This is a genomic window from Dactylosporangium sp. NPDC000244 (assembly GCF_040300725.1).
Classification (GTDB): Bacteria; Actinomycetota; Actinomycetes; order Mycobacteriales; family Micromonosporaceae; genus Dactylosporangium.
Genome location: NZ_JBEPEH010000044.1, coordinates 62,367 through 88,164 on the forward strand (window position 1 = coordinate 62,367; position 25,798 = coordinate 88,164).

At 73.7% G+C, this 25,798-nt stretch carries 24 protein-coding genes and 1 pseudogene; 19 read left to right on the forward strand and 6 right to left on the reverse strand.

All coding sequences use genetic code 11. From position 1 onward, the window contains the following. The first annotated feature begins 2 nt into the window (after nt 1-2). The 8 genes from ABT369_RS46015 to ABT369_RS46050 are packed head-to-tail and all read left to right on the forward strand — an operon-like array spanning nt 3 to nt 5,825. Entirely contained in the window at nt 3-662 is a 660-nt protein-coding gene (locus ABT369_RS46015; RefSeq protein WP_350622872.1) for a glycosyltransferase family 2 protein, read from the forward strand. Next, nucleotides 659-1,288, forward strand: a complete 630-nt coding sequence (locus ABT369_RS46020) for a TIGR04282 family arsenosugar biosynthesis glycosyltransferase (protein ID WP_350622874.1) — start codon at nt 659-661, stop codon at nt 1,286-1,288. Before ABT369_RS46015 ends, ABT369_RS46020 begins: the two co-directional genes overlap by 4 nt. Continuing rightward, nucleotides 1,285-1,938, forward strand: a complete 654-nt coding sequence (locus ABT369_RS46025; RefSeq protein WP_350622876.1) for a class I SAM-dependent methyltransferase — start codon at nt 1,285-1,287, stop codon at nt 1,936-1,938. Before ABT369_RS46020 ends, ABT369_RS46025 begins: the two co-directional genes overlap by 4 nt. Beyond that, nucleotides 1,914-3,026: a molybdopterin-dependent oxidoreductase gene (locus ABT369_RS46030; protein WP_350622878.1), complete on the forward strand. Its 1,113-nt coding sequence runs from the start codon at nt 1,914-1,916 to the stop codon at nt 3,024-3,026. The genes ABT369_RS46025 and ABT369_RS46030 overlap by 25 nt, the downstream gene beginning before the upstream one ends. After that, a complete protein-coding gene (locus tag ABT369_RS46035) occupies nt 3,023-3,430 on the forward strand; it encodes a hypothetical protein (protein ID WP_350622880.1) in 408 nt (135 codons plus the stop codon). Before ABT369_RS46030 ends, ABT369_RS46035 begins: the two co-directional genes overlap by 4 nt. Then, the gene (locus ABT369_RS46040) at nt 3,427-4,686 is read left to right on the forward strand and encodes a glycosyltransferase 87 family protein (RefSeq protein ID WP_350622882.1); all 1,260 of its coding nucleotides are present in this window, start codon (nt 3,427-3,429) and stop codon (nt 4,684-4,686) included. The genes ABT369_RS46035 and ABT369_RS46040 overlap by 4 nt, the downstream gene beginning before the upstream one ends. A gap of 9 nt (nt 4,687-4,695) precedes the next feature. After that, nucleotides 4,696-4,983 carry a YciI family protein gene (locus ABT369_RS46045; RefSeq protein WP_350622884.1) on the forward strand — a complete coding sequence of 96 codons (288 nt, stop codon included), beginning with the start codon at nt 4,696-4,698 and terminating at the stop codon, nt 4,981-4,983. Further along, the gene (locus ABT369_RS46050; protein ID WP_350622886.1) at nt 4,980-5,825 is read left to right on the forward strand and encodes an SWIM zinc finger family protein; all 846 of its coding nucleotides are present in this window, start codon (nt 4,980-4,982) and stop codon (nt 5,823-5,825) included. Before ABT369_RS46045 ends, ABT369_RS46050 begins: the two co-directional genes overlap by 4 nt. Here ABT369_RS46050 and ABT369_RS46055 read toward each other — a convergent pair. Continuing rightward, nucleotides 5,728-6,249 carry a hypothetical protein gene (locus ABT369_RS46055; RefSeq protein ID WP_350622888.1) on the reverse strand — a complete coding sequence of 174 codons (522 nt, stop codon included), beginning with the start codon at nt 6,247-6,249 and terminating at the stop codon, nt 5,728-5,730. The genes ABT369_RS46050 and ABT369_RS46055 overlap by 98 nt on opposite strands. Before the next feature lie 109 nt (nt 6,250-6,358). On the opposite strand from ABT369_RS46055, the pseudogene ABT369_RS46060 reads away from it, so the two are divergent. From ABT369_RS46060 to ABT369_RS46070, 3 genes and pseudogenes are all read left to right on the forward strand, one after another. Continuing rightward, nucleotides 6,359-7,030 (forward strand): annotated as a pseudogene (locus ABT369_RS46060) (ABC transporter ATP-binding protein); the annotation flags it as partial. 139 nt (nt 7,031-7,169) lie between these two features. After that, nucleotides 7,170-8,186, forward strand: coding sequence for an ABC-2 membrane transporter-related protein (locus ABT369_RS46065; RefSeq protein WP_350622892.1), 1,017 nt, complete (start codon nt 7,170-7,172; stop codon nt 8,184-8,186). 59 nt (nt 8,187-8,245) lie between these two features. Next, on the forward strand, nt 8,246-8,872 hold the full coding sequence (locus ABT369_RS46070; RefSeq protein ID WP_350622894.1) for a hypothetical protein: 627 nt from the start codon (nt 8,246-8,248) through the stop codon (nt 8,870-8,872). Here the strand turns inward: ABT369_RS46070 and ABT369_RS46075 are convergent. After that, complete coding sequence (locus ABT369_RS46075) at nt 8,847-10,169, reverse strand: MurL-like N-terminal domain-containing (protein WP_502891912.1); 1,323 nt, start codon at nt 10,167-10,169, stop codon at nt 8,847-8,849. The two genes, ABT369_RS46070 and ABT369_RS46075, sit on opposite strands and share 26 nt — an antisense overlap. Nucleotides 10,170-10,365: 196 nt before the next feature. On the opposite strand from ABT369_RS46075, the gene ABT369_RS46080 reads away from it, so the two are divergent. Further along, entirely contained in the window at nt 10,366-11,118 is a 753-nt protein-coding gene (locus ABT369_RS46080) for a thioredoxin-like domain-containing protein (protein ID WP_350622898.1), read from the forward strand. Then, nucleotides 11,102-12,013, forward strand: a complete 912-nt coding sequence (locus tag ABT369_RS46085; protein WP_350622900.1) for a septum formation family protein — start codon at nt 11,102-11,104, stop codon at nt 12,011-12,013. The genes ABT369_RS46080 and ABT369_RS46085 overlap by 17 nt, the downstream gene beginning before the upstream one ends. Here the strand turns inward: ABT369_RS46085 and ABT369_RS46090 are convergent. Together ABT369_RS46090 and ABT369_RS46095 are read right to left on the reverse strand one after the other, a co-directional pair. After that, on the reverse strand, nt 11,987-12,400 hold the full coding sequence (locus ABT369_RS46090; protein WP_350622901.1) for a hypothetical protein: 414 nt from the start codon (nt 12,398-12,400) through the stop codon (nt 11,987-11,989). The genes ABT369_RS46085 and ABT369_RS46090 overlap by 27 nt on opposite strands. Beyond that, nucleotides 12,397-15,288: a DEAD/DEAH box helicase gene (locus ABT369_RS46095; RefSeq protein ID WP_350622902.1), complete on the reverse strand. Its 2,892-nt coding sequence runs from the start codon at nt 15,286-15,288 to the stop codon at nt 12,397-12,399. Before ABT369_RS46095 ends, ABT369_RS46090 begins: the two co-directional genes overlap by 4 nt. A gap of 125 nt (nt 15,289-15,413) precedes the next feature. On the opposite strand from ABT369_RS46095, the gene ABT369_RS46100 reads away from it, so the two are divergent. After that, nucleotides 15,414-18,578, forward strand: coding sequence for a penicillin acylase family protein (locus ABT369_RS46100; RefSeq protein WP_350622903.1), 3,165 nt, complete (start codon nt 15,414-15,416; stop codon nt 18,576-18,578). On the opposite strand, the gene ABT369_RS46105 is transcribed toward ABT369_RS46100, so the two are convergent. Both ABT369_RS46105 and ABT369_RS46110 read right to left on the reverse strand, forming a co-directional pair. Beyond that, complete coding sequence (locus tag ABT369_RS46105; RefSeq protein WP_350622905.1) at nt 18,575-19,075, reverse strand: pyridoxamine 5'-phosphate oxidase family protein; 501 nt, start codon at nt 19,073-19,075, stop codon at nt 18,575-18,577. The two genes, ABT369_RS46100 and ABT369_RS46105, sit on opposite strands and share 4 nt — an antisense overlap. A 33-nt stretch (nt 19,076-19,108) precedes the next feature. Continuing rightward, nucleotides 19,109-19,654 (reverse strand): AAA family ATPase, encoded by a 546-nt coding sequence (locus tag ABT369_RS46110; RefSeq protein ID WP_350622907.1) that lies wholly within the window; start codon nt 19,652-19,654, stop codon nt 19,109-19,111. An 86-nt stretch (nt 19,655-19,740) separates the two neighbouring features. Between ABT369_RS46110 and ABT369_RS46115 the strand changes: the two genes are divergently transcribed. The 5 genes from ABT369_RS46115 to ABT369_RS46135 all read left to right on the forward strand — a co-directional run bounded on the left by ABT369_RS46115 (nt 19,741) and on the right by ABT369_RS46135 (nt 25,741). Beyond that, complete coding sequence (locus tag ABT369_RS46115) at nt 19,741-20,124, forward strand: hypothetical protein (protein ID WP_350622909.1); 384 nt, start codon at nt 19,741-19,743, stop codon at nt 20,122-20,124. A 302-nt stretch (nt 20,125-20,426) separates the two neighbouring features. Next, nucleotides 20,427-21,437, forward strand: coding sequence for a LacI family DNA-binding transcriptional regulator (locus tag ABT369_RS46120; protein WP_350622959.1), 1,011 nt, complete (start codon nt 20,427-20,429; stop codon nt 21,435-21,437). 42 nt (nt 21,438-21,479) lie between these two features. Further along, complete coding sequence (locus ABT369_RS46125) at nt 21,480-22,295, forward strand: exodeoxyribonuclease III (RefSeq protein ID WP_350622911.1); 816 nt, start codon at nt 21,480-21,482, stop codon at nt 22,293-22,295. Between the two features lie 492 nt (nt 22,296-22,787). Beyond that, complete coding sequence (locus tag ABT369_RS46130; RefSeq protein ID WP_350622913.1) at nt 22,788-23,789, forward strand: ABC transporter permease; 1,002 nt, start codon at nt 22,788-22,790, stop codon at nt 23,787-23,789. A 194-nt stretch (nt 23,790-23,983) separates the two neighbouring features. Then, nucleotides 23,984-25,741, forward strand: coding sequence for an ABC transporter substrate-binding protein (locus ABT369_RS46135; protein WP_350622961.1), 1,758 nt, complete (start codon nt 23,984-23,986; stop codon nt 25,739-25,741). Nucleotides 25,742-25,798: the final 57 nt, after the last annotated feature.

The window sequence follows — 25,798 nt, forward strand, 5'->3', positions numbered from 1 at the left end:
CCATGCCCGTGATCGATGTCGTCCTGCCCTGCCTCGACGAGGCGGCCGCGCTGCCGTGGGTGCTGTCCCGGCTCCCGGCCGGCTTCCGCGCGATCGTGGCCGACAACGGCTCCACCGACGGCTCCCCGCAGATCGCCGCGGCCCACGGCGCGACGGTCGTGCCCGCCACCCCGCGCGGCTTCGGCGCGGCCGCCCACGCCGGGCTCTGCGCCGCGACCGCGGACGTCGTGTGCTTCATGGACGCCGACGGCTCGTTCGACCCCCGCCAGCTGCCCCGGGTCGCCGGCCCGGTCGCCGCCGGCGCGCACGACCTGCTGCTCGGCCGCCGCCGGCCCACCACCCGCGGCGCCTGGCCGCTGCACGGCCGCGCCGGCAACGCGGTGGTCGCGTGGCGGCTGCGGCGCACCGCCGGCATCCCCGTGCACGACCTCGGCCCGATGCGGGCCGCCCGCCGCGAGGCGCTGCTCGCGCTCGGCCTGACCGACCGCCGCTTCGGCTACCCGCTGGAGATGATGGTCCGGGCCGCGGCCGCGGGCTGGCGGATCGCCGAGGTCGACGTGGACTACGCGCCCCGCGCCGCCGGTGGCCGCTCGAAGGTGACCGGCACCGTCCGCGGCACCCTGCGCGCCGTGCGCGACATGTCCCGGGTGCTCGCGTCGTGAACGTCCAGGTGCTGCTGCTGGCGAAGACGCCGGTGCCGGGGCGGGTGAAGACGCGCCTGTGTCCACCGTGGACGCCCGAGCAGGCCGCGTCCCTCGCCGCCGCGGCGATCGCCGACACCGAGGACGTGCTGAGCGCCGCCCCGGCGACGGCCCGCACCCTGGTCGTCGACGGCGACCTGGCCGCGCCGCACGGCTGGGGCCGGGTGCCGCAGCGCGGTGCCGGGCTCGGGCCGCGGCTCGCGGCCGCGTTCGCCGACACCGCCCGCCCCGGCGTCGCCACCATCCTCGTCGGCATGGACACGCCGCAGCTGCGGGTCGGCCACCTCGTCGCCGCCGCCGCGCGGCTGGCGACCGCGGACGCCGTGCTCGGCCCGGCCGAGGACGGCGGCTGGTGGCTGCTCGGCCTGCGCGACCCCGCCGCGGCGGAGGTGCTCACGGACGTGCCGATGTCCGCGGCGGACACCGGCGAGCGGACGCTCCAGGCGCTGCGGGCCCGGGGCCTCGCCGTGTCCACCACCGCGACGCTGCGGGACGTGGACACCGCGCCCGACGCGTTCGCGGCGGCGCGGGCGGCACCCGGTGGCCGGTTCGCCCGCGCGCTGCTGATCGCCGAGGGGGCACGATGACCGCGCCCGTGGCGGTGTTCGGGGCGGCGCTGCGGCGGGCCGAGCGCGGCGAGCCGGCCGCGCTGCGGCTCGTCGGGCCCGACGGCACGGCCGTGCGGGCGCTGGACCCGCACGCGTGGCACGGCGAGGTGCGGCCGGGCGACGGCGCGCTCGTGGCCCGGTGCCCGGACGGCACCGTCGACCTCGGCTGCGGGCCGGGCCGGCTCACCGGGGCCCTCGCCGCGAGCGGGCGGCGGGTGCTGGGCGTCGACGTGAGCCCGCAGGCGGTGCGGTACGCCCGCCGCCACGGCGCCCCCGTCCTGCGCCAGGACCTGTTCCGCCCGCTGCCGGGCGAGGGCGGCTGGCCCGGCGCCCTGCTCGCCGACGGCAACATCGGCATCGGCGGCGACCCCGTCCGCCTGCTGCGCCGCTGCCGCCGGCTGGTGGGCGCGGGCGGGACGGTGCTCGTGGAGGTCGACCCGCCGGGCGCGGGCAGCTGGAGCGGCCCGGTGGCGCTGGCCGACGAGCGCCGCGGCGGCCGCACGAGTGCCCCGTTCGCGTGGGCGTTCGTGGCCGCCGACGACCTCGCCGCGCCGGCCGGAGCCGCCGCGCTGGACCTGGTCGAGACGTGGACGGAGGCCGGCCGATGGTTCGCCCGCCTGCGTTCCTGACCCGGCCGGGCGGCGTGCGCGGCCCCCGGCTGACCGTGCACCTCGGGGCCTGGCTGGGCATCGCGTTCACGATCTGCCTCGTCACCGGGGTGCTGAGCCACTACGTCCAGCACCCGCCGGGCTGGTGGCACTGGCCGGCGCGGCCCGTGCAGCTGTACCGCATCACCCAGGGCCTGCACGTGGCCAGCGGTCTGGCGGCGGTACCCCTGCTGACCGCCAAGATCTGGTCGGTCTTCCCGAAGCTCTTCGCCTGGCCACCGGTGCGCGGCCTCGGGCACGCCCTGGAGCGCGGGGCGGTCGGCCTGCTCTCCGCCGCGGCCGTCTTCGAGCTCGTGACCGGGGTGCTCAACATCGCGTACTGGTACTCGCTCATGCCCTTCGGCTTCATCGGCGCCCACTACTGGACCGCGTGGATCCTCGCCGGAGCGCTGCTGCTGCACCTGGCCGCGAAGCTCCCGGTGATCCGCGACGCCCGGCGGGCCGAGCCGGCCGGCGACGGCGGCTGGACGCGGCGCGGCGTGCTCGCGCTCACCGGCACCGCGGCCGGGGCGATCACGCTCGCGACCGCGGGGCAGACCGTGGCCCCGCTGCGCCGCGTCTCGCTGCTCGCCCCGCGGCTGCCCGGCGTCGGGCCGCAGGGCGTGCCGGTGAACAAGACCGCCGCCGCGGCCGGGATCGTGCGGGTCGACGAGTCCTACCGCCTGCTCGTCACCGGGCCAGCCGGGCGCCACGCGCTGAGCCTCGCCGACCTGCTCGCCCTGCCCCAGGCCGAGGCCGAGCTGCCGATCGCGTGCGTCGAGGGCTGGAGCGCGGGCGCCGTCTGGTCCGGGGTGCGCGTGGCCGATCTGCTGCGGCTCGTCGGCGCGGCCGGGACGGGCCGGCCGGTCACCGTCGAGTCGCTGCAGGCGGACGGGCCCTACCGCGCGTCGGTCCTCGAGCCCGGCCCGGCCCGCGACCCGCTGACCCTGCTCGCCCTGCGCCTCGGCGGGGAGCCGCTGCACCTCGACCACGGCTACCCGTGCCGGCTCATCGCCCCGAACCGGCCCGGCGTGCTGCAGACCAAGTGGGTCGCGCGGGTGATCGCATGAGGGTGCTCCTCGCCCTGGCCGGCCTGGCCCTGCTCGGCTACGGGGTCGCCGGCTGGCTCGACGCGCCCGGCCACGAGCTGTGGGGCCGGCTCGTCTTCGCCGCGGCGGCGCTCGTGGCGCACGACTTCGTGGTCGTACCGCTGGTGCTCGCCACCGCCGCCCTGACCACCCGTTTCGTGCCCGAGCCGGCCCGGCGCCCGGTGCAGGCCGCCCTCGCGGTCGGGGCGGCCCTGACCGCGGTCGCGCTCCCGTTCGTCATCGGCGCGGGCCGCATCGCCGACAACCCCTCCGCGTTCCCCCAGCACTACGGCCGCGGCCTGCTGATCCTGCTCGCGCTCGCCGGGCTGGGCGCGGCCGCCTGGACCGCCGCGCGCCTGCCGCGCGGGCGGCGCCGGAAGCCGTGAAGCGGACCGCCGCCGCCGCGGCCGCCCTGGCCCTGCTGCTCGGCGCGCTGCTGCTGCCCGGGCGCTGGTACTTGCTCGCCTGGCTCCCCTTCGCGGCCGGCGCCTGGCTCGTCGCGCGCACCGGCCGCCGGGCCGCGCTCGTCCTCGTGCTGCTCGGCGGCGCCCTGCTGCCCCTGGCCGCGGCCGCCCACCCGCCGAACAGCAGCGACGACGTGTACCGCTACCTCTGGGACGGCCGCGTGCAGCGCGCGGGCATCGACCCGTACCGCTATCCACCTGCCGCCCCGCACCTGCGTCCCCTGCGCGACGACACCCTGTGGCACCCGGGCGCGCCCTGGTGCGTGCCCGACGGCTGCACCCTGATCAACCGCCCGGCCGTGCCGACCATCTACCCGCCGGTGGCGGAGGCCCTCTTCGCCGCGCTCCCGGCCCGGGTCGGCGCCTTCCAGCTGGCGATGGCCGCCTTCGCCGCCGCGACGGGCGCGCTGCTGTGGTTCGCGCTGGCGTCCCTCGGCCGCGACCCGCGCCGCGCGGTGCTGTGGGCCTGGTGCCCGCTCGTGGCCCTGGAGGCCGGCAACAACGCGCACGCCGACGCGGCCGCGGTGTTCCTGGCCGCCCTCGCGCTCCTGCTCGCCGCCCGCGGCTCGAACGCCCGCGCGGGCGCGGTGCTCGGGCTCGCGGTCGCCACCAAGCTCACCCCGGCCCTGCTGGTCCCGGCCCTGTCGCGCCGCCGCCCGCTCGTCGTGCTCGCGTGCGCGGCCGGCGCGGTCGCGGCCGTCTACCTCCCCCACGTGCTCGCCGTCGGGCCCGCGGTGCTCGGGTACCTGCCCGGCTACCTGCACGAGGAGGGCTACGCCGACGGCGCGCGCTTCGCCCTGCTCGGCCTGGTCCTGCCCCGCGCGCTCACCGCACCGGCGGCCGCCCTGATCCTCGCCGCGGCCGCGGTGCTGGTGCGGCGGCGCGCCGACCCGGACCGGCCGTGGCGGGCCGCGGCCGCGATGGTCGCGGTGACGCTGCTCGTGGCCGCCCCCGCCTACCCGTGGTACGCGCTGCTGCTGGTCATGCTCGTGGCGTACGGCGCCCCGGCCGAGTGGCTCACCGTCGCCGCGGCCGCGTACCTCCCCCAGTTCGCCGGCGATCTCGGCCTGTCCACCGCGACCGCACAGCGGATCGGCTACGGCGCGGCCCTGCTGGTGCTCGCGACCGGCCTGGCGCTGCGCTCACGCAGGTCACAGCGGCCGGCCCGGGCTGGGTAGACTCCCGGCATGTTCGTCATCACGCTGCGGTACACCGCCGGGCTCGACCGGATCGACGAGGCCCGCCAGGCCCACACCGACTGGGTCGACGGGCAGTACGACGCGGGCGTGTTCGTCGCCTCCGGGGCCATGGTGCCCCGCGAGGGCGGCGTGATCCTGGCCACCGGGCTGGAGCGCGCCGAGCTGGAGGCCCGCCTCGCGCTGGACCCGTTCCGGCAGCAGGGGCTGGCGGAGTACACCGTCGTGGAGTTCACCCCGCGCCGGGTCGCCGCCGGGCTGGAGCGTCTGCAGGCGTGACCGCGCCGGAGTACTGGGGGTCCCGGACCGTCCGCGTCGAAGGCGGCATCCGGGCCCGCAGCACGCGCGGGGCCATCGGCGAGAGCTGGTGGTCCAAGCGCTTCCTGGCCGTGCTGGAGTCCTTCGCGCTCGGCACCCGGCTGACCCGCGGCCGCAACTACGCCCGCGCCGGGCAGGTGCTGCGCCTCGAGGTGGCGCCCGGCACGGTGACCGCGAGCGTGCAGGGCTCGAGGCCCCGGCCCTACGACGTGAGCATCGGCCTCGCGGTCTTCGGCGACACGGTGTGGGCCGGCGTCGAGCGGGCCCTGGCCGCCGAGGCGCTCGGCGCGGCCAAGCTGCTGGCCGGCGAGCTGCCGCCGCACGTCGAGGACGTGTTCCTGGCCGCGGGCGCGCCGCTGTTCCCGGCCCGGTTCGCCGACCTGACCATGCGCTGCAGCTGCCCGGACCAGGCGGTGCCGTGCAAGCACCTGGCGGCCGCGTGCTACCTGCTCGCCGAGCGCTTCGACGCCGACCCGTTCGACATCCTGCTCTGGCGCGGCCGTTCCCGGGCCGACCTGCTGGCCGCGCTGCGCACGCTGCGCGGCGGCGGTCCCGCGGAGGGGGACGAGCCCGAGCCGGTCCTCGCCGAGGTTCCATCGCCCATCGGTACGGCCGGTGCGCTGGCCGCCCTCGCCGAGCCGGACGTGGAGATCGAGCGCTTCTGGCTGTCCCCGGTCCCGCTGACCGGCCCGGCCCCGTCGCACGTCACCGAGCGCGATCTTCTCCTGCGTCAGCTCCCGCCCCCGCCCGCGGAGCTCGGCGGCCCGGAGACGCTGCGCCGCCTGCGCCGCTGGTACCGCTGACCCGCGCCACGACGCCGGCGGCGAGCCCGAGCACCCAGGCGGCCGCGTTGATGACGGTCACAGCGGTGAACCCGTGCTCGTCCGGCAGCGCCGTCGCCCACGTCGCCACCACGACGGCCAGGCCCCCGGCGGGCACCAGGTACGCGCCCCGGGCGACGGCCCGGGCGCCGAGGAACGCGAGGGCCAGCGCCGCGGCCGGGCCCGGCTCCTGCGGCTGATCGGCCACCCCCGCGGCGACGGCGGCGGCCAGGGCGACCGCGAGCGCGGCCCAGCCCCGGCGCAGCAGGACGAGCGCGAGGACGGCCGCGCCGCAGACGGCGTCGAGCAGCCAGTACGTGCCGCCCCAGCTGTTGGCGAGCATGCCGGCGGTGACGGCCAGGGCCGCGGTGACCGCCACGGCGAGGGCCAGGTCGATGCGCTTCATGTCCGTCGACGCTAGGAGGGGCGCGGCCGCCGCGAACCGGCCGAAAGCACGATCGCGCCCCTGCTTCGGCACGATGTCCGGGCCCGCGCCGCCGCCGAGGATTCGGCGCATGGCGAAATCTCATGCGGTACTGCGGGCGTCCGCGCTGGACAAGCGCTATGGACGCCGGAGCGCGCTGAGCGGCGTCGACCTCGACGTCCCGGCGCGGCGGATCATCGGGCTGGTCGGGCCCAACGGCGCCGGGAAGTCGACGCTGCTGCAGCTGGCGTGCGGGCTCATCGAGCCGAGCGCGGGAACGCTGACGGTGCTCGGCGCCCGGCCCGCGGCCGGCGCGGCGCACCTGGCCCGGGTCGGGTTCGTGGCGCAGGACGCGCCCGTGTACGGCGGCCTGACCGTCGCCGACCACCTGCGCATGGGCGCGCGGATGAACCCCGGCTGGGACGATGCCCTGGCGCGCCACCGGATCGGGCAGGCCGGGCTGCCGCTGACCCAGAGGGCGGGCCGGCTCTCCGGCGGCCAGCGGGCCCAGCTCGCCCTGACCCTGGCCGCGGCCAAGCGCCCCGAGCTGCTCATCCTCGACGAGCCGGCGGCGGCCCTGGACCCGCTGGCCCGCGACGGCTTCCTGCGCGGGCTGCTCGAGTCCGTCGCCGAGCTCGGCGCCGCCGCGATCCTCAGCTCCCACCTGCTCGCCGACGTCGAGCGCGTCTGCGACTACCTCATCGTGCTGGCCGGCGGCCGGGTGCGGCTGGCCGGGGACGTGCGCGAGCTGTGTGCGAACCACGGCGCGCCGCTGGAGGACCTGGTGCTCACGTCCCTGCGGGAGGCATCGTCATGAGCGGTACGGAGCGAAGCGGAGTGGCCGCTCATCAGCAAGCACAGCCTCGGTCATGGCGCGGCCGGAGCGAAGCGGAGGCCGCGTCATGATCTGGATGAGCTGGCGGCAGTTTCGCGCGCAGGCGATCGCCGGAGTGCTCGTGCTGGGGGCCCTGGCGGCGTACCTCGTGATCACCGGCCTCGACATCCGCGCCGCGCGCGAGGGGTACACGGCGCAGTGCCAGGCCACCGGGGACTGCGCCGCCGCGATGCTCCGCCTCGTCGGCGACTACCGCACCCGGCTGCTCCTGCTCGCCGGCGTGCTCGGCCTCGTCCCGGTGCTGATCGGCATGTTCTGGGGCGCCCCGCTCATCGCCCGCGAGCTGGAGGAGGGCACCCACCGGCTGGCCTGGAACCAGAGCGTGACCCGGCGCCGCTGGCTGGCCGTGCGCCTCGGCACGGTGATCCTCGCCGCGATGCTCCTCGCCGCGGCCGCGGGCACCCTGCTGAGCTGGGCCGCGTCGCCGGTGGACGCGATCGCCGGCGACCGCTTCGGCACCGTCAACTTCGGCGCCCGGGCCCTGTCCCCGATCGGCCAGGCCGCGTTCGCGACGGTCCTCGGCGCCGTGACGGGCCTGTTCCTGCGCCGCACCCTGCCCGCGATGGCGGGCACCGGCCTGCTGGTGCTGGTCGTGCTCTTCGTGATGCCCAACGCGATCCGCCCGCACCTGATGCCGGCCCGCCACGAGACCCGCCCGATGACGGTGGAGGCGATCGACGCCGCCCACGGCCTCGGCACGCTCGGCAGCGCCCCGGTCCTGAAGGGCATCGAGATCCCCGGCGTGTGGGTGACGTCGGTGAGCGAGCTGCTGACCGCCGACGGCCGCCCCCTGGACCCGAAGATCTTCGACGACTGCCTGATGCGGGCCCCGAAGACGGGCGCGACGGGGACGTTCGGCGACTCGTCGGTGTGCCTGGCCGCCCGCGACCTGCACCTGGACATCGCCTACCAGCCCAACGAGCGCTTCTGGACCTTCCAGTGCCTGGAGACGGCCCTGTACCTGCTCCTGACCGCGCTCGTCGGCGCCCTGGCCCTGTGGAGGATCCGGCACACCTCGCGCTGATCCGTCGCCGGGAAGGCCGAGCGCTGCGGGGGTGGATGGGGCGCGATATCGTCGGCCGCATGGCGGCAGAGTGTGCGATCGATGGATGCGCCGTGCTCGCGATCGGGCGGTGCCGGGAGTGCGGCCGCGCGTTCTGCATGTCGCACCAGGCGCACAACGAGGTCACCGGCGAGGGGTACGCGGCGCTGTGCATCCAGTGCCTCGAGCGCCGCGCCCGGGTGGCCGGCGGCTCCGACGCGCGCGCCGACGCGCGCGCCGCGACCGAGCGTACCTGGGTCACGTCCGGGCAGGCGGCGATGGACCTCTACGCGGCCGGGATCGCGCCGATCCCCGTGGTCGAGCGGCACTCGCGGTTCGTGAAGCAGCGCTTCGGCCGGGCGCGGGAGGAGATCGACGAGATCGAGGTCGGGGCGCTGTGGGTGATCGGGCGCTTCGAGTGGACCGAGATGCAGGAGATCCCGGAGACCCGCGAGTGGACGACCGGGCTGCTCGCGCGGCCCGCCGGCGGGTATCCGGTCGCGATGGTGGCCAGGGCCCTCGCGCGCTGCAAGGTGGTCGACGGGCTGGCCACGCTGGTGCGCGACGCGCCCTACGGGGACAGCTGGACGCAGCTGGAGCGGCGCGAGATCCCGCGGATCATCGCGGCGATCCGGGCCACGATCAGCGCGGAGAGCCCAGCGCGGTGAGCGCCTCGAGGTAGCGCGGCGGCACCACGTTCGGGGCGTCGCCCTTGAAGGCCGCCTCGACCTCGGCGTCGGAGGGCGGCACCGGCACCTCCGCGGCGAGGGCGGCCACGATCGGCGCGTCGTGCCAGTCGGGGTGCTCGGTCAGCAGCCGCAGGGCGACCAGCGACTCCTCGATCTCGCCGACGCACTCGAACGGCTTGTGCGCGGTGAGGCCCATCAGCTCGCGGTACCCCTCCAGCTGCGACAGGTCCGTGAACACGTCGGTGCCGAAGATGTGCACCAGCCGCTCGCGCCCGGTGAACGGGGCGAGGGCCAGGAAGACGAACCGGCACTTCGGGCAGTGGCCGCACCAGCGCTCGCTCGCGTCGCGCAGCTTGAAGGCCGCGTTGCAGCTCGTCACCACCTCGTCGTAGGTGGTGAACTTGGCGAACAGCCCGGCGATGTGCAGCTCCGACAGGCCGCGCAGGAGCGAGAAGTACGCATCCCGCAGGCCGGCGTGGGCGAGCAGCGCGTCGCGCAGGTGCCGCTCGGCGGGCAGGCCCTTGGACCACTGGTGGTTGATGTCCCGCCCGAGCCAGCTGAGGTTCGGCACCGAGGCCGAGCTCTCGTTGGACATCACGACCGGCCCGAGCCCGTGCATGACCGAGGTGGCGACGGCGATCAGCGAGTTGATCGCGGTCACGGGGATGTGGCCGTTGTACGCCCCCGCCTCGTTCAGCTCCCGCATGCGCGGATCGAGCCGGCGCCGCACCGTGCGCACCGGCTGCGGCGAGACCGCCATGACGCTGGTGATGATCGCGTTCGGGTTGACGGAGAAGAGCACCGGGTCGAGCCCGGCCAACTGCAGCGCCTCCATCGACACGATCGAGTCCTTGCCCCCGCCGACGGCGGCGAGCGGCGGGCCGGCCGGGGTGTGCTCCCAGCCGGGGCCGGCCGCGGTGCGCGCCGCGTCGATGGGCAGGTCGAGGACGTATTCGAGCTTGTTGCGGTAGGCGAACTCGCCCAGGCCCTCGTGGTACAGGGCGCGCACCCACGGCAGCGCCCCCTCGGCGAGCGCGAGGTCCCCGAGCTCGACCCGGCGCGGCGCGGCGATCTTGTAGTAGGAGGTGGACGCGGCCACGTAGAGCAGGTCGAGCACCCGGTCGAGGGCCGGGGACTCGACGGAGGGCGGCCCGAAGTCGACGGTCTCGGTCAGGACGAGGTCACCGAGCGCATAGTGGAAGCGAGCCACGCCGGTCGCGGGGTCGAACTCCCGCCCGGGGAACCGCAGCGCCTCGACCTGCTCCCACGCGTTCACGCCGTCACTCCCCATCCGTGCCGCCAGCCGACGCGCAATGGTAGCCCGCGGCCCGCACTCGCACCCGGCACTCGGTCGCCGTCCCGATGGAGATACACGCTAATGTCCGACAAGTCGGACATATCGCGTCGGCCACGTTCCGACCCTCGGGCCTATCCGGGCAATCCGGCAATCTCGGCCCGGTAATCTCGGCGCCATGACGGGCCCCTATCCCGAGCCGCCCCCGCAGCCCCCGGCGAGCGCCTACCCGCCGTCCCACGCCGCCGGGCCCCCGCCTTACGCCGCCGCGCCGCCGCCCTACGCCGCCGCGCCGCCGCCCTACGCCGCCGCGCCGCCGCCCTACGCCGCCGCGCCGCCGCCGCCGAAGAGCAACCGCGGGGTCGTCATCGCCGTCGTGAGCGTCGTCGGGGTGCTCGCGCTGCTGTGCGCGGCCGGGGCCATCGGGGCGTTCTGGCTCGTCAACCGCTCAAACGGCGGCAAGGGCGACAGCGGCGACATCGCCGGGCTCATCGACTACCGGCTCACCCACCCCGACTGGCTCGAGCGCGACCACCTGCCGGCCGACGCAACGCCGTCGTACCAGATGGTGCCGGCCGCAGGCGGGAAGCACTTCGGGATCTGGCAGCGGTGCGCCGGGGACGTGTACGACAAGCCGGTCATCGAGGGCCGCGCGGTGCACAGCCTCGAGCACGGGGCGGTCTGGATCACCTACCGGCCGAGCCTGGCCAAGGGCGACGTCGACCGGCTCGCCGGCAAGGTGCGCACCAACGACTTCATGCTCATGAGCCCGTACGAGGGGCAGCCCAGCCCGATCTCGCTGCAGGCCTGGGGTTATCAGCTGCGGGTCGACAAGGCCGACGACCCGCGGGTGGACGCGTTCATCAAGCGGTTCCGCGAGACGGCCAGCCTCGAGCCGGGGACTCCCTGCAGCAATGGCCTCGCGGAGTAGGCGGCTGCCGTTCCTGCTGGCCGTCGTCCTCGCGACGGCGGCCTGTGGCGCGCCCGCGGGCACCGACGGCGACCTGGTGAACGGGTGGGTGGCGCTGCCCGCGGCCCGGTACGTCGCGCCCACGGCCGGGCAGTGCCTGGCCGGCGGGCCGTTCAGCGCGTTCGAGCAGCCGAGCGCCGCGGTGCTCGCCGGGACCGGCTGCGCCGAGGAGCACAGCGTCGAGGTGGTCGCGACCGGCACGGTGACGGCGGACGCGCTGCCGGCGTGGGACTCCGATCCGGTCCGGGCCGCGTACGCCGCGTGCGACCGGGCCGCCAGCGAGTACGCCGGCGGCGACTGGCACACCGGCCGGCTCTTCCCGTTCCTGTCCCTGCCGAGCGGGCCGGCGTGGGCGGGCGGGGTCCGCACCTGGGTGTGCGGGCTCGCCGAGGCCGGCGACGACCTGTTCGCGCCGAAGCCGCGCACGGGCTCGCTGCGGGGCGGCCTCGCGGACCCGGGGCCGCTCGCGCTGTCGTGCGCGGCCCTCGACGGCGGGGACCTCACGCCGGACGGGTTCTACCGCAGCGTCGACGCGGTCACGCCGGTGAGCTGCGGCGACCCGCACGACACCGAGTTCGTCGGGGTGTGGGCGGCGCCGGCGGGGGCGTTCCCGGCCGACGCGCAGGCGCTCAACGCGACCGTGAGCAAGGCCTGCTTCGCCGAGGTGGCGGCGTTCATGGGCCTGACCGACCTGCAGCTGTACCAGCGCAAGGACGTCTACACCTTCTGGGACGGCCTCACGAGGTCCCAGTGGCAGCTGGGCGACCGCACCGCGCACTGCTTCCTGAACGTCTCCACCGCGAAGATCCTGCACTCGTCGCTCAAGGGCCTAGGCACCAATCCCCTCCCGGCCTAGCACGACGTCCAGGACGGCGCCGGGGTGGGCCGAGGGCGACTCGGCCAGCCGGGCCACCTCGATCGTCGCGGCCTCGGGCAGGCCCACGGCGGCAGCCAGCCGGATGCGCACCGGCACCTGGCCCTCGGCGGGCAGTCCGCCGCGGAACACCTTGACCAGGGCGGCGAACGCCCGCGGCTCGTTGACGCCGGCCGGGAACACGACGAGCGCCCCGTCGCCGAGCATCTGCAGGTGTACCGCCAGAAAGTCGATCCCCGCCCGGGCCGCCGCCTGCTCGATCGCCCCGTGCAGGCGCCAGTGCAGCTCGGTGCGCGGCGGCGCCGGGGCGTCCGCGACGAGCGCGACGAACGCGCACAGGCGCCTGGCCTCGGCTAAGCCGTCGCTCACGCCGACACCGCCGCGGCGGGGTCGAGGGTGAGCAGGTCGCGCAGGTCGGCGGTGGACAGCTCGGTCAGCCAGCCCTCGCCGGTGCCGACGATCTGCCGGGCCAGGCCGCGCTTGCCCGCGATGAGCTCGGCGATCTTCTCCTCGACCGTGCCCGCGGTGACGAACTTGCGCACCTGCACCGCGCGGCGCTGGCCGATGCGGAAGGCGCGGTCGGTCGCCTGGTCCTCCACCGCCGGGTTCCACCAGCGGTCGACGTGGATCACGTGGTTGGCCGCGGTGAGGGTCAGGCCGGTGCCGCCCGCCTTGAGGGAGAGCACGAACAGCGGCGGCGAGGACGGCGACGCCTCCTGGAAGCGGGCCACGAGCGCGTCGCGGGCCGCCTTGGGCACGCCGCCGTGCAGGAACGCGACCTCGCGGCCGAAGCGGGCGGAGAGCTCGGCGCGCAGCATGCCGCCGAACTCCGCGTACTGGGTGAAGATCAGCGCTCGCTCCCCCGCGGCGAGGATCTCCTCGGCCAGCTCCTCGAGCCGGGCGAGCTTGCCGCTGCGGCCGGGCAGGCGGCTGCCGTCGCGCAGGGCCAGGGCCGGGTGGTCGCAGATCTGCTTGAGCCGGGTCATGGTCGCCAGCACCAGCCCGCGGCGCTCGATGCCCTGGCTGCTCTCGATGCGGGCCATCATGTCGTCGACCACGGCCTGGTAGAGGCTGGCCTGCTCGGGGGTGAGGCTGCAGACCACGTCCATCTCCAGCTTCTCGGGCAGGTCCGAGATGATCGTGCGGTCGGTCTTCACCCGGCGCAACACGAACGGCTGGGTGATCCGCCGCAGCCGGGCGGCGGCCTCGGCGTCGCCGTCGCGCTCGATGGGCTCGGCGAAGCGCTCCTTGAACTTCGTCGCGCTGCCCAGCAGGCCCGGGTTGGCGAACTCCATGATCGACCACAGGTCGGCGAGGCGGTTCTCGACCGGGGTGCCGGTGACGGCGATGCGGTGCCGGGCGGGCAGCCGGCGCACCGCCGCCGCCTGCTTGGTGGCGGCGTTCTTGACGGCCTGGGCCTCGTCGAGCACGACCCGGTGCCAGGGCACGGTGGCGAGCGCGTCGGCGTCGCGGGTCGCCACCGAGTAGGTGGTCACGACGACGTCGAAGTCCGCCGGGTCCAGCGCCCGCGCCCGGTCGGCGCCGTGGTGGACGTGCACCCGCAGGTCCGGCGCGAACTTGGCCGCCTCCCGCTGCCAGTTGCCGACCAGCGACATCGGGCAGACCAGCAGCGTCGGGCCGGGCGCGGCCCCCGCCAGCAGGGCGAGCAGCTGGACGGTCTTGCCCAGGCCCATGTCGTCGGCCAGGATGCCGCCGAGCCCGGCGGTCTCGAGGAAGCGCAGCCAGTTCAGCCCGCGCCGCTGGTACGGCCGCAGCTCCCCCCGGAACCCGCCGGGCACGTCGCCGTCGCCGATGCGCAGGTCGGCCTCGCCGCTGAGCAGGTCGCCGAGCCAGCCGTCGGCGGCGACCTCGACAACGGGCAGCCCGCCGGGCCCCTCCGCGGCGCCGCCGGCGAGGTTGAGCAGGTCGGCGACGGTCATCGCCTCCTGCTCGCGGTGGCGCTCGATGAAGGAGAGGCCCTCGGCGAGCCGGCGGGGATCGAGCTCGACCCACTGGCCGCGGAGCCGGATCAGCGGGGCCTTGAGCTCGCTGAGCCGGCGCAGCTCGTCCTCGCTGAGCGGCTCGTCGCCGATCGCGAGCTCCCAGCGGTAGTCCACGACCGCGCCGAGGCCGAGCCCGCTGTCGATGGCGACCGTGCCCGGTGCGGTACCGCCGCCGCCGTCCTTGATCTTCAAGCGGGCGCCCAGGCGGGCCGAGGCCTTGCGCCACCAGCCCGGGAGCACGACGCCGAAGCCGGCCGCGGCCAGCAGCGGGGCGTTCTCGCTGAGCAGGCGATGGGCGCCGTCGGTGTCGAGGCGCAGCGCCACCGGGCGGGCCTCGCGCAGCGCGTCCTCGAGCGCCGGGTACAGCCGGCTGGCCCGCCCGAGCTCGGCCAGCAGCGTCTCCTGGGGCGCCGGGATGTGCCGTTGCAGCGCCTTGAGCGCGCCGCGGGAGCGCCACACCCGCTCGGCCGCGACGACGAGGGTGGGCTCGTCGGCGGCCTGCAGCGCGAACTCGAGGGTCCAGTGCGGGTCGGGCGCGGGCTCCTCCCCGACCTCGGGCTCGGGCGGCTCGACCAGCCGGAAGCAGGCCCGCACCGAGCCGCCGACCGCGTCGGCCTCCCAGGCGGCGAGGCGCTGGGCGAGGGATTGCGGCACGTCCACCGGCACCCGGCGATCCCGGCCGGTCAGGGCCGTGAGCCAGCCGATGCCCTCCTCGCGCTCGGGCCGGGCGGCCGCGTCGACGAAGGCGTCCAGCGCCTCGGTGACGGCGGCGGCCCGGGTCACGCCGGGCGTGGCGGCGAGGGCGGCCGAGGGCAGGGCGAGGGCCAGCGCGCGGGCGTGCGCGGCGTCGCGGCCGGTGAGCACCGGCGCCCAGCGGGCCTGCTCCCCCACGATCGCGGGCAGCATCCGGCCGCGGGCGACCAGGGCGGCGGCGAACTCGGCCAGGCTCACGAACCACTCGGTGGACTGGGCCAGCGCGATGTCGTCACCCGCCAGCCCGGGCAGCCCGCGCAGCAGGCCGAGCGCGTCGTCCGGCTCGTACTCGACGGTCGCCACCGGCCAGGGCCGCAGCTGCGCCTTGGCGGTGACGGCCGGCCAGGGCTCGGGCCGCCGGTTGCGGGTCGGCAGCGCCAGGGTGCGCTCGGCCGCGATGCCGGCGTCGCCGTCGAGGTTGAGGCCCGCGAGCGCCCGACCGGCCTCCTCGGCCCACAGGCCGACCCGGCCTTCCACCCAGAGCGCATGGACCACGAGCACCGGTGCAGCGTAGTGGAGTCCCAGCGTATCGACGGGATGAGACCTCTATTCAGTGACCGGTGTCGTTGTTACCATCCGGTAATCCGAGTCGTTTTCACGTTGACTCTTTCCGGAAGGGATCCGCCATGTCCCTGCCTGTCCTCAAACGCACCCTGGCGGCGTTACTGCTCGCCTCCTCGGTGCTCGTCGCCCCCGCCCTCGCCGCCGCCCCGGCCGAGGCCGCCGTCCTCGCCCCCAACGACTACTGCCTCGGCCAGTGCAACGACATCCTGCCGCCGGGCCAGAACGGCAACGCCACGCTCGCCGACATCCTGGCCCACAAGGCCCTGGGCTTCCGCCCCGCGCACTCGGCCGACCAGCTCGGCCCGTACGCGAACCTCGTCTCGGCCTACACGGGCCTCACCGACGAGCAGATCTCGAACTTCTACAACGACGCCTCGTTCGGGGTGCCGGCCGGGCAGGTCGACCGCAGCTACAGCCCCCGCTCCGACGTGACGATCGTGCGCGACAAGGCGCTCGGCGTGCCGCACGTGACCGGCACGACCCGGGCCGGGACCATGTTCGGCGCCGGGTACGCCGGGGCCGAGGACCGGCTCTTCGTGATGGACCTGCTGCGCCGGGTCGGCCGCGGCAAGCTGACCCCGTTCGCGGGCGGCGCGCCGGGGAACCGGGAGCTGGAGCAGAGCATCTGGCGCCAGGCCCCGTACACCGAGGCCGACCTACAGGCCCAGGTCGCGGCGCTGCGCACCAAGGGCACCCGCGGGGCCCAGCTCTACGACGACGTGCAGAGCTACGTCGCGGGGATCAACGCCTACATCGCCGCGTGCATGTCGGGGCGCAACTGCCCCGGGGAGTACGTGCTCACCGGCCACCTCGACGCGATCACCAACGCGGGCGGGCCGGAGCCGTTCCAGATGACCGACCTGATCGCCATCGCCGGCGTGGTCGGCGGGCTCTTCGGCGGCGGCGGGGGCGGCGAGGTGGAGTCGGCGCTCGTGCGCGTCACCGCCCGCGCCCGCTACGGCGTTACCGAGGGCGACCGGCTCTGGGCCGCGTTCCGCGAGCAGAACGACGACGAGACCGTGCTCACGCTGCACAACGGGCAGTCGTTCCCGTACGGCGCGGCCGACCCGAACGCCGCGAGCGTCGCACTGCCGGACGCGGGCAGCGTGACGGCCCAGCCGGTGGTGTTCAACCCGACCGGCTCGGCCACCTCGACCGCCGGCCTCGCATCGGGCCTCCCGCCGAGCTCGGCGACCAAGCGGGGCATGTCCAACGCGGTCGTCGTGGACGCGGCCCACTCGGCCGGCGGGCACCCGATCGCGGTGTTCGGGCCGCAGACCGGGTACTTCTCCCCGCAGCTGCTCATGCTGCAGGAGCTGCAGGGCCCCGGGATCAGCGCGCACGGGGTCGCCTTCGCCGGGCTCAACCTCTACGTGCTGCTCGGCCGCGGCCAGGACTACGCGTGGAGCGCCACCTCGGCGGAGCAGGACATCACCGACACCTACGCGGTGCCGCTGTGCAACACCAACGGCTCCCCCGCCACCACCGCGTCGACGGCGTACCTCTTCCACGGCACGTGCACGCCGATGGAGGCGCTGACCCAGACCAACGCCTGGACGCCCACCGTCGCCGACGGCACGGCCGCCGGGTCCTACCAGCTCATCACGTACCGCACGAAGTACGGCCTGGTCGCGTGGCGCGGGACGGTCGGCGGGCAGCCCGTCGCCTTCGCCCAGCTGCGCTCGACGTACCGGCACGAGGCCGACTCGGCCATCGGCTTCCAGGCGTTCAACGACCCGGCCGCCATGGGCTCGCCGGCGCAGTTCATCGCCTCGGCCTCCGACGTCGGCTACGCGTTCAACTGGTTCTACGTGAACTCGACGGACACCGCGTACTTCAACTCCGGCGCGAACCCGGTGCGCAAGACGGGCGCCAACCCGAACCTGCCGGCGAAGGCGGACCCGGCTTATGAATGGTCCGGGTGGAATGCGGATACGAATACGGCCGACTACATTCCGGTGAACCAGCATCCGCAGTCGACGGGACAGGATTATTTCGTCTCTTGGAATAACAAGCAAAGTAAGGACTTCTCGGCGGCCGACGGAAACTTCAGTTTCGGTGCCGTGCAGCGCGCGGATCTGCTCGACCAGCGGGTCAAATCGGCGCTGAGCGGCGGCAAGAAGGTCGATCGGGCCGGCGTGGTGCGCATCGTCGAGGACGCCGCCGTCACCGACCTGCGCGCGGAGAACCTGCTGCCCGAGCTGCTGCGCATCCTCGACCCGGCCGGGACCGGCACCGACCCGAACGTGACGGCACTGCGCGCCTGGCTGGCGGCCGGGGCCAAGCGGGTCGAGACGTCGCCGGGGTCGCACGTGTACCAGCACGCGGCCGCCATCCGCACGTTCGACGCCTGGTGGCCCAAGCTCGTCGACGGCGCCTTCCGGCCGGGGCTCGGCGACGACGTGTACGGGGCGCTCACCAGGGCGCTGCAGATCGACGAGTCGCCGTCCGGGGCCACCGGGCCGACGAACGCGGGCTCGCTGAACCAGACCCAGGGGCACAAGGGGTCCTCGTTCCAGTACGGGTGGTGGGGGTACCTCGACAAGGACCTCCGGTCGGTCCTCGGCGACCCGGTGAGCAGCGGCCTGGGCAAGACCTACTGCGGCGGCGGGAACCTGGCCGCGTGCAAGCAGGTGCTGGTCACGACCCTCGCCACGGCGGCGGCCGAGCCCGCGGCGACCACCTACCCGGGCGACACCAACTGCTCGGCCGGCGACCAGTGGTGCGCGGACACGATCATCCAGTCGCCGCTCGGCGGGATCACGCACGACAAGATCTCGTGGCAGAACCGGCCGACGTACCAGCAGGTGGTCTCGTTCCCGGCCAAGCGGGGCGACGATCTCACCAACCTGGCGCTGGGCCGGGGCGTGAGCGCGAGCAGCACGCAGCTCGGCTACTCGACCGGCGCCGCGGTGGACGGCAACCCGACCAGCCGGTGGGCCAGCGGGTGGAGCGACAACCAGTCGATCACCGTGGATCTCGGCTCGGCCCAGCAGGTCCGGCGGGTGATCCTGCGCTGGGAGTCGGCGTACGGGTCGCGGTACCGGATCGAGGTGTCCACGAACAACAGCACGTGGACGACCGCGGCCACGGTCGACGCGGGCAACGGCGGGATCGACAACGTGACGTTCTCGCCGGTCAGCGCCCGGTACGTGCGCATGACCGGGGTCGCCCGCAGCACGACCTACGGGTACTCGCTGTGGGAGTTCGAGGTCTACGAGAGCTAGACGGCCGCGCGGTGGCGGCCGCCGGGGAGCTCGTGCGCGGGCACCTCGGCGGCCGCCCAGGTCACGTACTGCCCGGCCCGGCTCAGCACGCACGTGCTCACGAGCAGCTCGACGAGCACGTGCTGGCTGAAGCCGGGCGGCGGCGTGGCCAGGGCCCGCTCGGCGACGAACGCGGCCGCCACCGAGCGGCGCAGGGCAGGCTCGCGCGGGAACACGGCCCGCCCGGTGAGGTAGAACGCCTCCTCGCCGGGGTCCATGGGGAAGGTGTGCAGCGCGAAGCGGCTGTCACGCAGCAGGTCCTCGAGCTTCGGCGAGACCATGAGCAGGGTGAACAGGCCGTCCTCGACGAGCAGGGGGCTGATCGGGTGCACCCGCGGGCCGCCGTCGGCGCGCACCGTGCCCAGGTAGGCCAGGCCGACGCCGCTGCGGTAGAGCAGCGCGCGACCGGCCGCGGCGAGGTCCGGCGCCGATCGCCGGAAGCGCCCCCACGAGAGCATGGCGCTCAGACTCGCGCACCGGCGCCCACCGGGTCAATTCATGTTCGGGTGCCGGAAATTCCGGATGAGCTCCTGGACCTCGTCGGCGACCTCGCCGGCGAGCAGGTCGTCCGTGTCCACGACCTCGCCGAGGGAGTACAGGTCGCGGCGGGCGGTCAGATACCTGCCCAGGTCCTCCAGCCGCCACCCGCCCGCGTCCGCGCTGTCGTCGGCCTCGACCCGCTCGACGAGGGCCGGCGCCGAGACGTCCAGCAGCACGTGGCGCACCTCGTGGCCCCGGTCGCGCAGCGCGCCCAGGATCTCCTCGAGGTGCCCGCGGCGCAGCATCGTCAGGGGCACGAGCAGCGGGTCGGCGCCGCGGGCCTGGCGGGCCGCGGCGACGACGGTGGCCGCGCGCCAGGCCGGCAGGTCACGGTAGTCGCCGTGGCGCACCGCCGGCCGGACCAGGCCGGCCGTGCGCTGCAGCACCCAGCCGACGCGCTCGGCGTCGAAGGCCCGGGCCCGCGGCTCGCGGCGGCACAGCTCGGCGGTCACGGTGGCCTTGCCGACGCCCGACGGGCCGTTGAGCCAGACGATCACGGGTCCTCCCCACGGCCGGTACGGCTTCCAGGATTCTCGCAGGCGGAACCGAGGGGGATGCCAGCCCGGCACGCGATAAATGAGACATGACGATCCTGACCCTTCCCCCGCGTTCCTCCGCCGTGCTCGACCAGGAGCGCATCGACGTGCTGCTCATCGCCCCGGCCCATCGCCTCCCGGAGCTGGACCGGCATCTCCCCCAGGGCTGGGTGGTGACCCGGCGGGCCGAGATGCCGGCCGGGTGCCGGGAGCCCGACATCGTGGTGCTCGACGACCCCGGCCCCCGCTCCGTCACCGCCGCCTGCCTGCGCCACCCGTCCGCCTCGATCGTGGCCGTGCTGAGCCCCTACAGCGACCACCAGGCCGTGGTCGACGTGCTGGAGGCCGGCGCCGACGCCTGCGTGCGCTCGTCCACGGCCGCGGTGATCGCCGCCCACCTCGAGGCCTGCCGGCGGCGCCAGGCGGCATAAGGGGATTTGGCGTTTCCCACAACATATTGCAGAGAGCGCTCTCAACCGATTCTGTGATTGACATTGGGCTAGTCATGGGCCAGTCTGATTCCAGTCTTGAGAGCGCTCTCCGGCCGATACGGCGGCTTGGGTGACCGGCGTATCGCGTCCCGGCGAATCGTGATCAGGGTGTAACCGGTGTGAGGGTGCGACGGGCGATGGAGCGACATGCTCCATCGCCCGTCATTGTTTGTGCGCTACACATTGCTGAGCTTCAGTCATGATGGTCCGGCAGAACAGATATGGGGGTCGCCACAATGGTGATGTCGGGGCGGGACCGGCCCACGCTCGAAAACGTCGCGCAACGCGCCGGGGTGTCACGCGCCACCGCCTCGCGCGTGGTCAACGGGTCGACGTCCGTCGCGCCGCACATCCGCGACAAGGTGCTCAGCGCGGTCGAGGCGCTGGGCTACGTGCCCAACCAGGCCGCCCGCAGCCTCGTCACCCAGCGGACCGACTCCATCGCCCTGGTCGCCTCCGAGACCGCGAGCCGGGTCTTCTCCGACGACCCCTTCTTCTCGAGCATCATCCGCGGGGTCAGCCTCGAGCTCGAGGCCGTGGACAAGCAGCTCGTGCTCATGATGGTCGGGCCCAGCGGGCCGAGCCACGACCGCGTGGAGCGCTACTGCACCGGCGGGCACGTCGACGGGGCCATCATCTTCTCGATGCACGGCGCCGACCCGCTGCCGGAGCGGCTGAGCCGGGCCGGGGTGCCGGTGGTGTGCAACGGGCGCCTGCTGATCCAGTCGTCGGTGCCCTACGTCGACGTGGACAACGAGGACGCGGCCCGGGCCGCGGTGCGCCACCTGCTCGACACCGGGCGCCGGCGGGTCGCCACGATCGCCGGGCCGCAGGACATGAGCGCGGGGATCGACCGGCTCAAGGGCTACCGCGCGGCGATGCAGGACAGCGGCCGGCGCTCGCTGGTGGCCGTCGGCGACTTCACCCGGCAGTCCGGCGCGCTGGCCATGAGCCAGCTGCTCGGCGACGACCCGCAGCTCGACGCCGTCTTCGCCGCCTCCGACGCGATGGCCGAGGGGGCGCTGCGCGCGCTGCGGCAGGCCGGGCGCCGGGTCCCCGACGACGTGGCCGTGGTCGGCTTCGACGACATGGACTTCGCCCGCGACACTGAGCCGCCGCTGACCACCGTGCGCCAGCCGATCACCGACCTCGGCCGGATGGCGGCCCGCCAGGTGCTGCGGATGGCCGGTGGCGAGACGATCGAGCCCGTTCTGCTACTCCCTACGGAATTGGTGAAGCGCGAATCAGCCTGAAAGGCGGCCGGGGATGCAGTCTAGGCATGTCATGCTGCTGCGGTGAGGCTCGCCACCTGGAACGTGAACTCCGTCAAGGCCCGGCTGCCCCGCCTGCTCGAGTGGCTGGAGCTGGCCGGGCCTGACGTGCTCTGCCTGCAGGAGACCAAGCTGGCCACGGACGCGTTTCCGGCGGACGAGGTCAAGTCGCTCGGCTACGACACCGTCCACCACGGCGAGGGGCGCTGGAACGGCGTCGCGGTGCTGTCCCGGGTCGGGCTGCACGACGTGCGCTGCGGCTTCGAGGACGCGCCGGGCTGGGGTGGCGAGCCCGGCGGCGAGGAGCCCCTGCTCGAGGAGCCGCGGATCGAGGCGCGCGCCGTCTCGGCCGTCTGCGGCGGGGTGCGGGTCTGGTCGGTCTACGTGCCCAACGGGCGCACGCCGGAGTCGGCGCATTACGGGTACAAGCTGAGCTGGCTGGCCGCCCTGCGCCGGGCGGTGGCCGCGGACCTCGCCACCGGCGACCCGGTCGCCGTCTGCGGCGACTTCAACGTGGCCCCGCGCGACTCCGACGTCTTCGACATCGCGGCCTTCGCCGGCGCCACGCACGTCACGCAGCCCGAGCGGGACGCGGTCGCCGCGCTGCTGGACACCGGCCTGACCGACATCGTCCCGAAGCCGATGAAGGGCTCCAACCCCTTCACGTACTGGGACTACCGGGCCGGGATGTTCCACCAGGACAAGGGCATGCGGATCGACCTGGCCTGCGTCAGCGCAACGATCGCGGGTGCGGTCAAGGGTGCCTACATCGACAGAGAGGCCAGGAAGGGCAAAGGGCCCTCTGACCACGCTCCGGTCGTAATCGATTTCGATATTTGAGCACGCTGTGTCACCATGAACTCCGCCCGGACCGTACTGTTAAGTGTGAAACGATCAACGATCGTCCTGGATAGCCCGTTCTCGCCGTTCTTGGCGCCATGTTTCCAGCACATTGCGTGATCACACCGTTACGATTCGCCGGCAAATCGCCCGTTTAGGGGGTGTATGATCCAAAAGTCGCTGTGCTTGGATCACGCCCTCATCACGGCGCGGCGTGGACTTGGTTACAGGACAGCGGGTGACCCTTGACGATCGGCCGAACGGGAGACAGGGTTCGTCCAACGAAGGCGACAACACCACGTCGGCTTCGTGCACGCTCTGCCCGTGGACCGAACCTGCGGATAGGGCACCAGGAGTCCACGAAGACACAGCCGATCGGCTGCTGACTGCCACGGGCCCCGGTCTGGCCGACGCATGCTCGCTGCACGGTGCGACGGTCATCGCTGGCGGCTTGCAGGCGGGCAGACGGCCGGGGAGAGGGGCACCACGCCCATGACTATGGGACCCGTCACGTCGAAGAGCGACGAGCAGGTGCCGACGGTCGAAGAGGCGACCGCCACGCCTGCCGGTGTTCCCGCGAAGGCCATCGAAGGTCGTTCGCTCAGTCAGATTGCGTGGACCCGGCTCAAGCGCGACAAGATCGCGCTCACTGGAGGCGGGTTCATTATTTTCCTGGTGCTGGTCGCGGTGTTCGCCCCCTTGATCAACAAGGCGTTCGGGCATCCGGTCAACGAGTTCCACCAAGAACTGATCGACCCATCGCTGGGCGGCATCCCGCCCGTCGGAACCTGGGGCGGCGTCAGCAAGGACTTCCTGCTCGGCGTCCAGCCCGTCAGCGGCCGGGACCTGTTCTCGCAGATCATCTACGGTGCCCAGGTCTCGCTGCTCGTGGCGCTGTCCGCCACGCTCGTCGCGGTCGCCATCGGCGTGGTGCTCGGCGTCGTCTCCGGCTACTTCGGCGGCATGGTCGACAGCCTCATCAGCCGGCTCATGGACCTGATCCTGGCCTTCCCGTACCTGCTGTTCTCGATCGCCCTGATCTCCGTGGTGCCGGCCAGCACCGGCTGGCGGGTCGGCGTGGTCATCTCGGTCATCGCGTTCTTCAGCTGGCCGTACATCGGGCGCATCGTCCGCGGCCAGACTCTCTCCCTGCGGGAACGCGAGTTCGTCGAGGCGGCACGCAGCATCGGAGCGGGCGCGCCCCGCATCCTCTTCCGGGAACTGCTGCCGAACCTGACCGCACCGATCCTCGTCTACGCGACGCTGATCATCCCCGCGAACATCCTCTTCGAGGCCGCGCTGTCGTTCCTCGGTGTCGGCGTGCTGCCGCCCACCCCCTCGTGGGGCCGGCTGCTCTCCGACGCCGTGCAGTACTACGAGTACGACCCGATGTACATGTTCGTGCCCGGCTTCGCGATCTTCCTCATGGTCCTCGCCTTCAACCTGTTCGGCGACGGCCTGCGTGACGCCCTGGACCCGAAGGCCAACCGGTAGCCCCCTCGGGCCACCGGTGGCCTCCGGCCGTCACGCACACCCCGCACCACCCCGTCCGGCATGCGGCTGAGCCGATGGCTCAGCAGGCCCGGTCGAACCCTGTGTGCGCACCTGGCTTCACTCGCACAGCAGCACAGCTCGGACGGCCCGTCCCTCGGCGGGTCGCGCCAAACAAGGAGGGAAACCCAGTGAGAATGAGGACAGGGGTTCTGGTGGCCGGTTCGGTCACCATCGCCCTGGCGTTGTCCGCCTGCGGTGGCAGCGGCGACACGCCCAAGACCGGTGAGAGCGGCGGCTCGGGTGTGTCCGGCTTCAACGCCGCCACCAAGGGCATCGTGAACCCGTCCACCAAGAAGGGCGGCACGCTCAAGCTCGTCAACCAGTCCGACCCGGATTCGTGGGACCCGGCGCGGGCCTACTACGCGTACGTGTGGAACCTGATGAAGGGCTACTACGTCCGCACCCTCGTCACCAACGAGGCGAAGCCCGGCGAGGACGGCCTCAAGCTGGTTCCCGACCTGGCGCAGGCCATGCCGGAGATCTCGGCCGACGGCAAGACCTACACCTTCAAGCTCAAGTCGGGCATCAAGTTCGAGGACGGCTCGCCGATCACCTCGAAGGACTTCAAGTACGGCATCGAGCGCATCTTCGCGCAGGACGTGCTGTCCGGTGGTCCGACCTACCTGGTCGACGTGCTCGACCAGGGCCAGAAGTACCCCGGCCCGTACAAGGACACCGACCCGAACAAGCTGGGTCTGAAGTCCGTCGAGACGCCGGACGACAGCACGATCGTCTTCAAGCTGGCCGAGCCGCTGTCGGACTTCATCTACCTGCTCGCCGCGCCCGACGCCAGCCCGATCCCGCAGGCGAAGGACACCGGCGACAAGTACGGTGAGAAGCCCGTCTCCTCCGGCCCGTACAAGTTCCAGTCGTACGACCAGGGCAAGAAGGCCGTCTGGGTCCGCAACGACCAGTGGGACCCGAAGACCGACACGGTGCGCGCCGCGCTGCCGGACCAGGTCGAGCTGACCATCGGCACGGCCGTCGAGGAGATCGACAACCAGCTGCTGGGCGGCGAGATCGACATCGACACCGCGCAGACTGGTGTCCAGCAGGGTGCGCAGCCGAAGATCCTGCTCGACCCGGAGAAGAAGAAGAACGCGGACACCCCGAACACGGGCTTCATCCGCTACTTCTCGATCAGCACCAAGGTCGCGCCGTTCGACAACATCCACTGCCGCAAGGCCGTGCAGTACGCGACCGACAAGATCACGATGCAGACCGCTCGTGGTGGTGCCGACGCCGGTGGTGACGTCGCCTTCAACATGCTGCCGCCGAACATCGCGGGTCACGACGACTACGACCCGTACAACACCAAGTCCGGCAAGCCGCAGATCGACAAGGCCAAGGAAGAGCTCGCGGCGTGTGGCAAGCCGAACGGCTTCGACACCGTGATCGCGACTCGTAACGCCGGCAAGGAGCCCAAGACGGCCGAGGCGCTGCAGGCTGCGCTGAAGAACGTGGGCATCAACGCTCGCCTCGACCCGACCGAGCCGTCGCTGTACTTCCGCTCGACCATCGGCGCGCCGTCCAACGTCGCGGCCAAGGGCTACGGCCTCATGATGGCCGGCTGGGGTGCCGACTTCCCGACCGCGTACGGCTTCCTGTCCGTGCTGGTCGACGGCCGCAACATCCTGCCGTCCGGTAACAACAACTACGCCGAGCTCAACGACCCGGAGATCAACACCCTGATCGACCAGGCGAAGGCGGAGAAGGACCCGGCCAAGGCCGCGGCCATCTGGACGACCATCAACCACAAGGTCATGGACGCCGCGGTCATGGTGCCGTTCGTCTACGACAAGGCGCTCAACTACCGCAACCCCCGCGTCACGAACGTGTTCGTGACGGAGTACTACGGCATGTACGACTTCGGCAGCCTGGGCGTCAGCTGACCCCTCGGGTCGCAGTAGCCCTGGCACCGAAGCAGCAAGCCTGAACAGCCGGTAACC

What these genes read in the sequence shown, in the direction of transcription:
- ABT369_RS46015 (WP_350622872.1), top strand. Translation starts at nt 3, where the DNA reads ATGCCCGTGATCGATGTCGTCCTGCCCTGCCTCGACGAGGCGGCCGCG.
- ABT369_RS46025 (WP_350622876.1), top strand. Translation starts at nt 1,285, where the DNA reads ATGACCGCGCCCGTGGCGGTGTTCGGGGCGGCGCTGCGGCGGGCCGAG.
- ABT369_RS46030 (WP_350622878.1), top strand. Translation starts at nt 1,914, where the DNA reads ATGGTTCGCCCGCCTGCGTTCCTGACCCGGCCGGGCGGCGTGCGCGGC.
- ABT369_RS46035 (WP_350622880.1), top strand. Translation starts at nt 3,023, where the DNA reads ATGAGGGTGCTCCTCGCCCTGGCCGGCCTGGCCCTGCTCGGCTACGGG.
- ABT369_RS46045 (WP_350622884.1), top strand. Translation starts at nt 4,696, where the DNA reads ATGTTCGTCATCACGCTGCGGTACACCGCCGGGCTCGACCGGATCGAC.
- ABT369_RS46055 (WP_350622888.1), bottom strand. Translation starts at nt 6,249, where the DNA reads ATGAAGCGCATCGACCTGGCCCTCGCCGTGGCGGTCACCGCGGCCCTG.
- ABT369_RS46065 (WP_350622892.1), top strand. Translation starts at nt 7,170, where the DNA reads ATGATCTGGATGAGCTGGCGGCAGTTTCGCGCGCAGGCGATCGCCGGA.
- ABT369_RS46070 (WP_350622894.1), top strand. Translation starts at nt 8,246, where the DNA reads ATGGCGGCAGAGTGTGCGATCGATGGATGCGCCGTGCTCGCGATCGGG.
- ABT369_RS46080 (WP_350622898.1), top strand. Translation starts at nt 10,366, where the DNA reads ATGACGGGCCCCTATCCCGAGCCGCCCCCGCAGCCCCCGGCGAGCGCC.
- ABT369_RS46085 (WP_350622900.1), top strand. Translation starts at nt 11,102, where the DNA reads ATGGCCTCGCGGAGTAGGCGGCTGCCGTTCCTGCTGGCCGTCGTCCTC.
- ABT369_RS46100 (WP_350622903.1), top strand. Translation starts at nt 15,414, where the DNA reads ATGTCCCTGCCTGTCCTCAAACGCACCCTGGCGGCGTTACTGCTCGCC.
- ABT369_RS46105 (WP_350622905.1), bottom strand. Translation starts at nt 19,075, where the DNA reads ATGCTCTCGTGGGGGCGCTTCCGGCGATCGGCGCCGGACCTCGCCGCG.
- ABT369_RS46115 (WP_350622909.1), top strand. Translation starts at nt 19,741, where the DNA reads ATGACGATCCTGACCCTTCCCCCGCGTTCCTCCGCCGTGCTCGACCAG.
- ABT369_RS46120 (WP_350622959.1), top strand. Translation starts at nt 20,427, where the DNA reads ATGTCGGGGCGGGACCGGCCCACGCTCGAAAACGTCGCGCAACGCGCC.
- ABT369_RS46130 (WP_350622913.1), top strand. Translation starts at nt 22,788, where the DNA reads ATGACTATGGGACCCGTCACGTCGAAGAGCGACGAGCAGGTGCCGACG.
- ABT369_RS46135 (WP_350622961.1), top strand. Translation starts at nt 23,984, where the DNA reads ATGAGGACAGGGGTTCTGGTGGCCGGTTCGGTCACCATCGCCCTGGCG.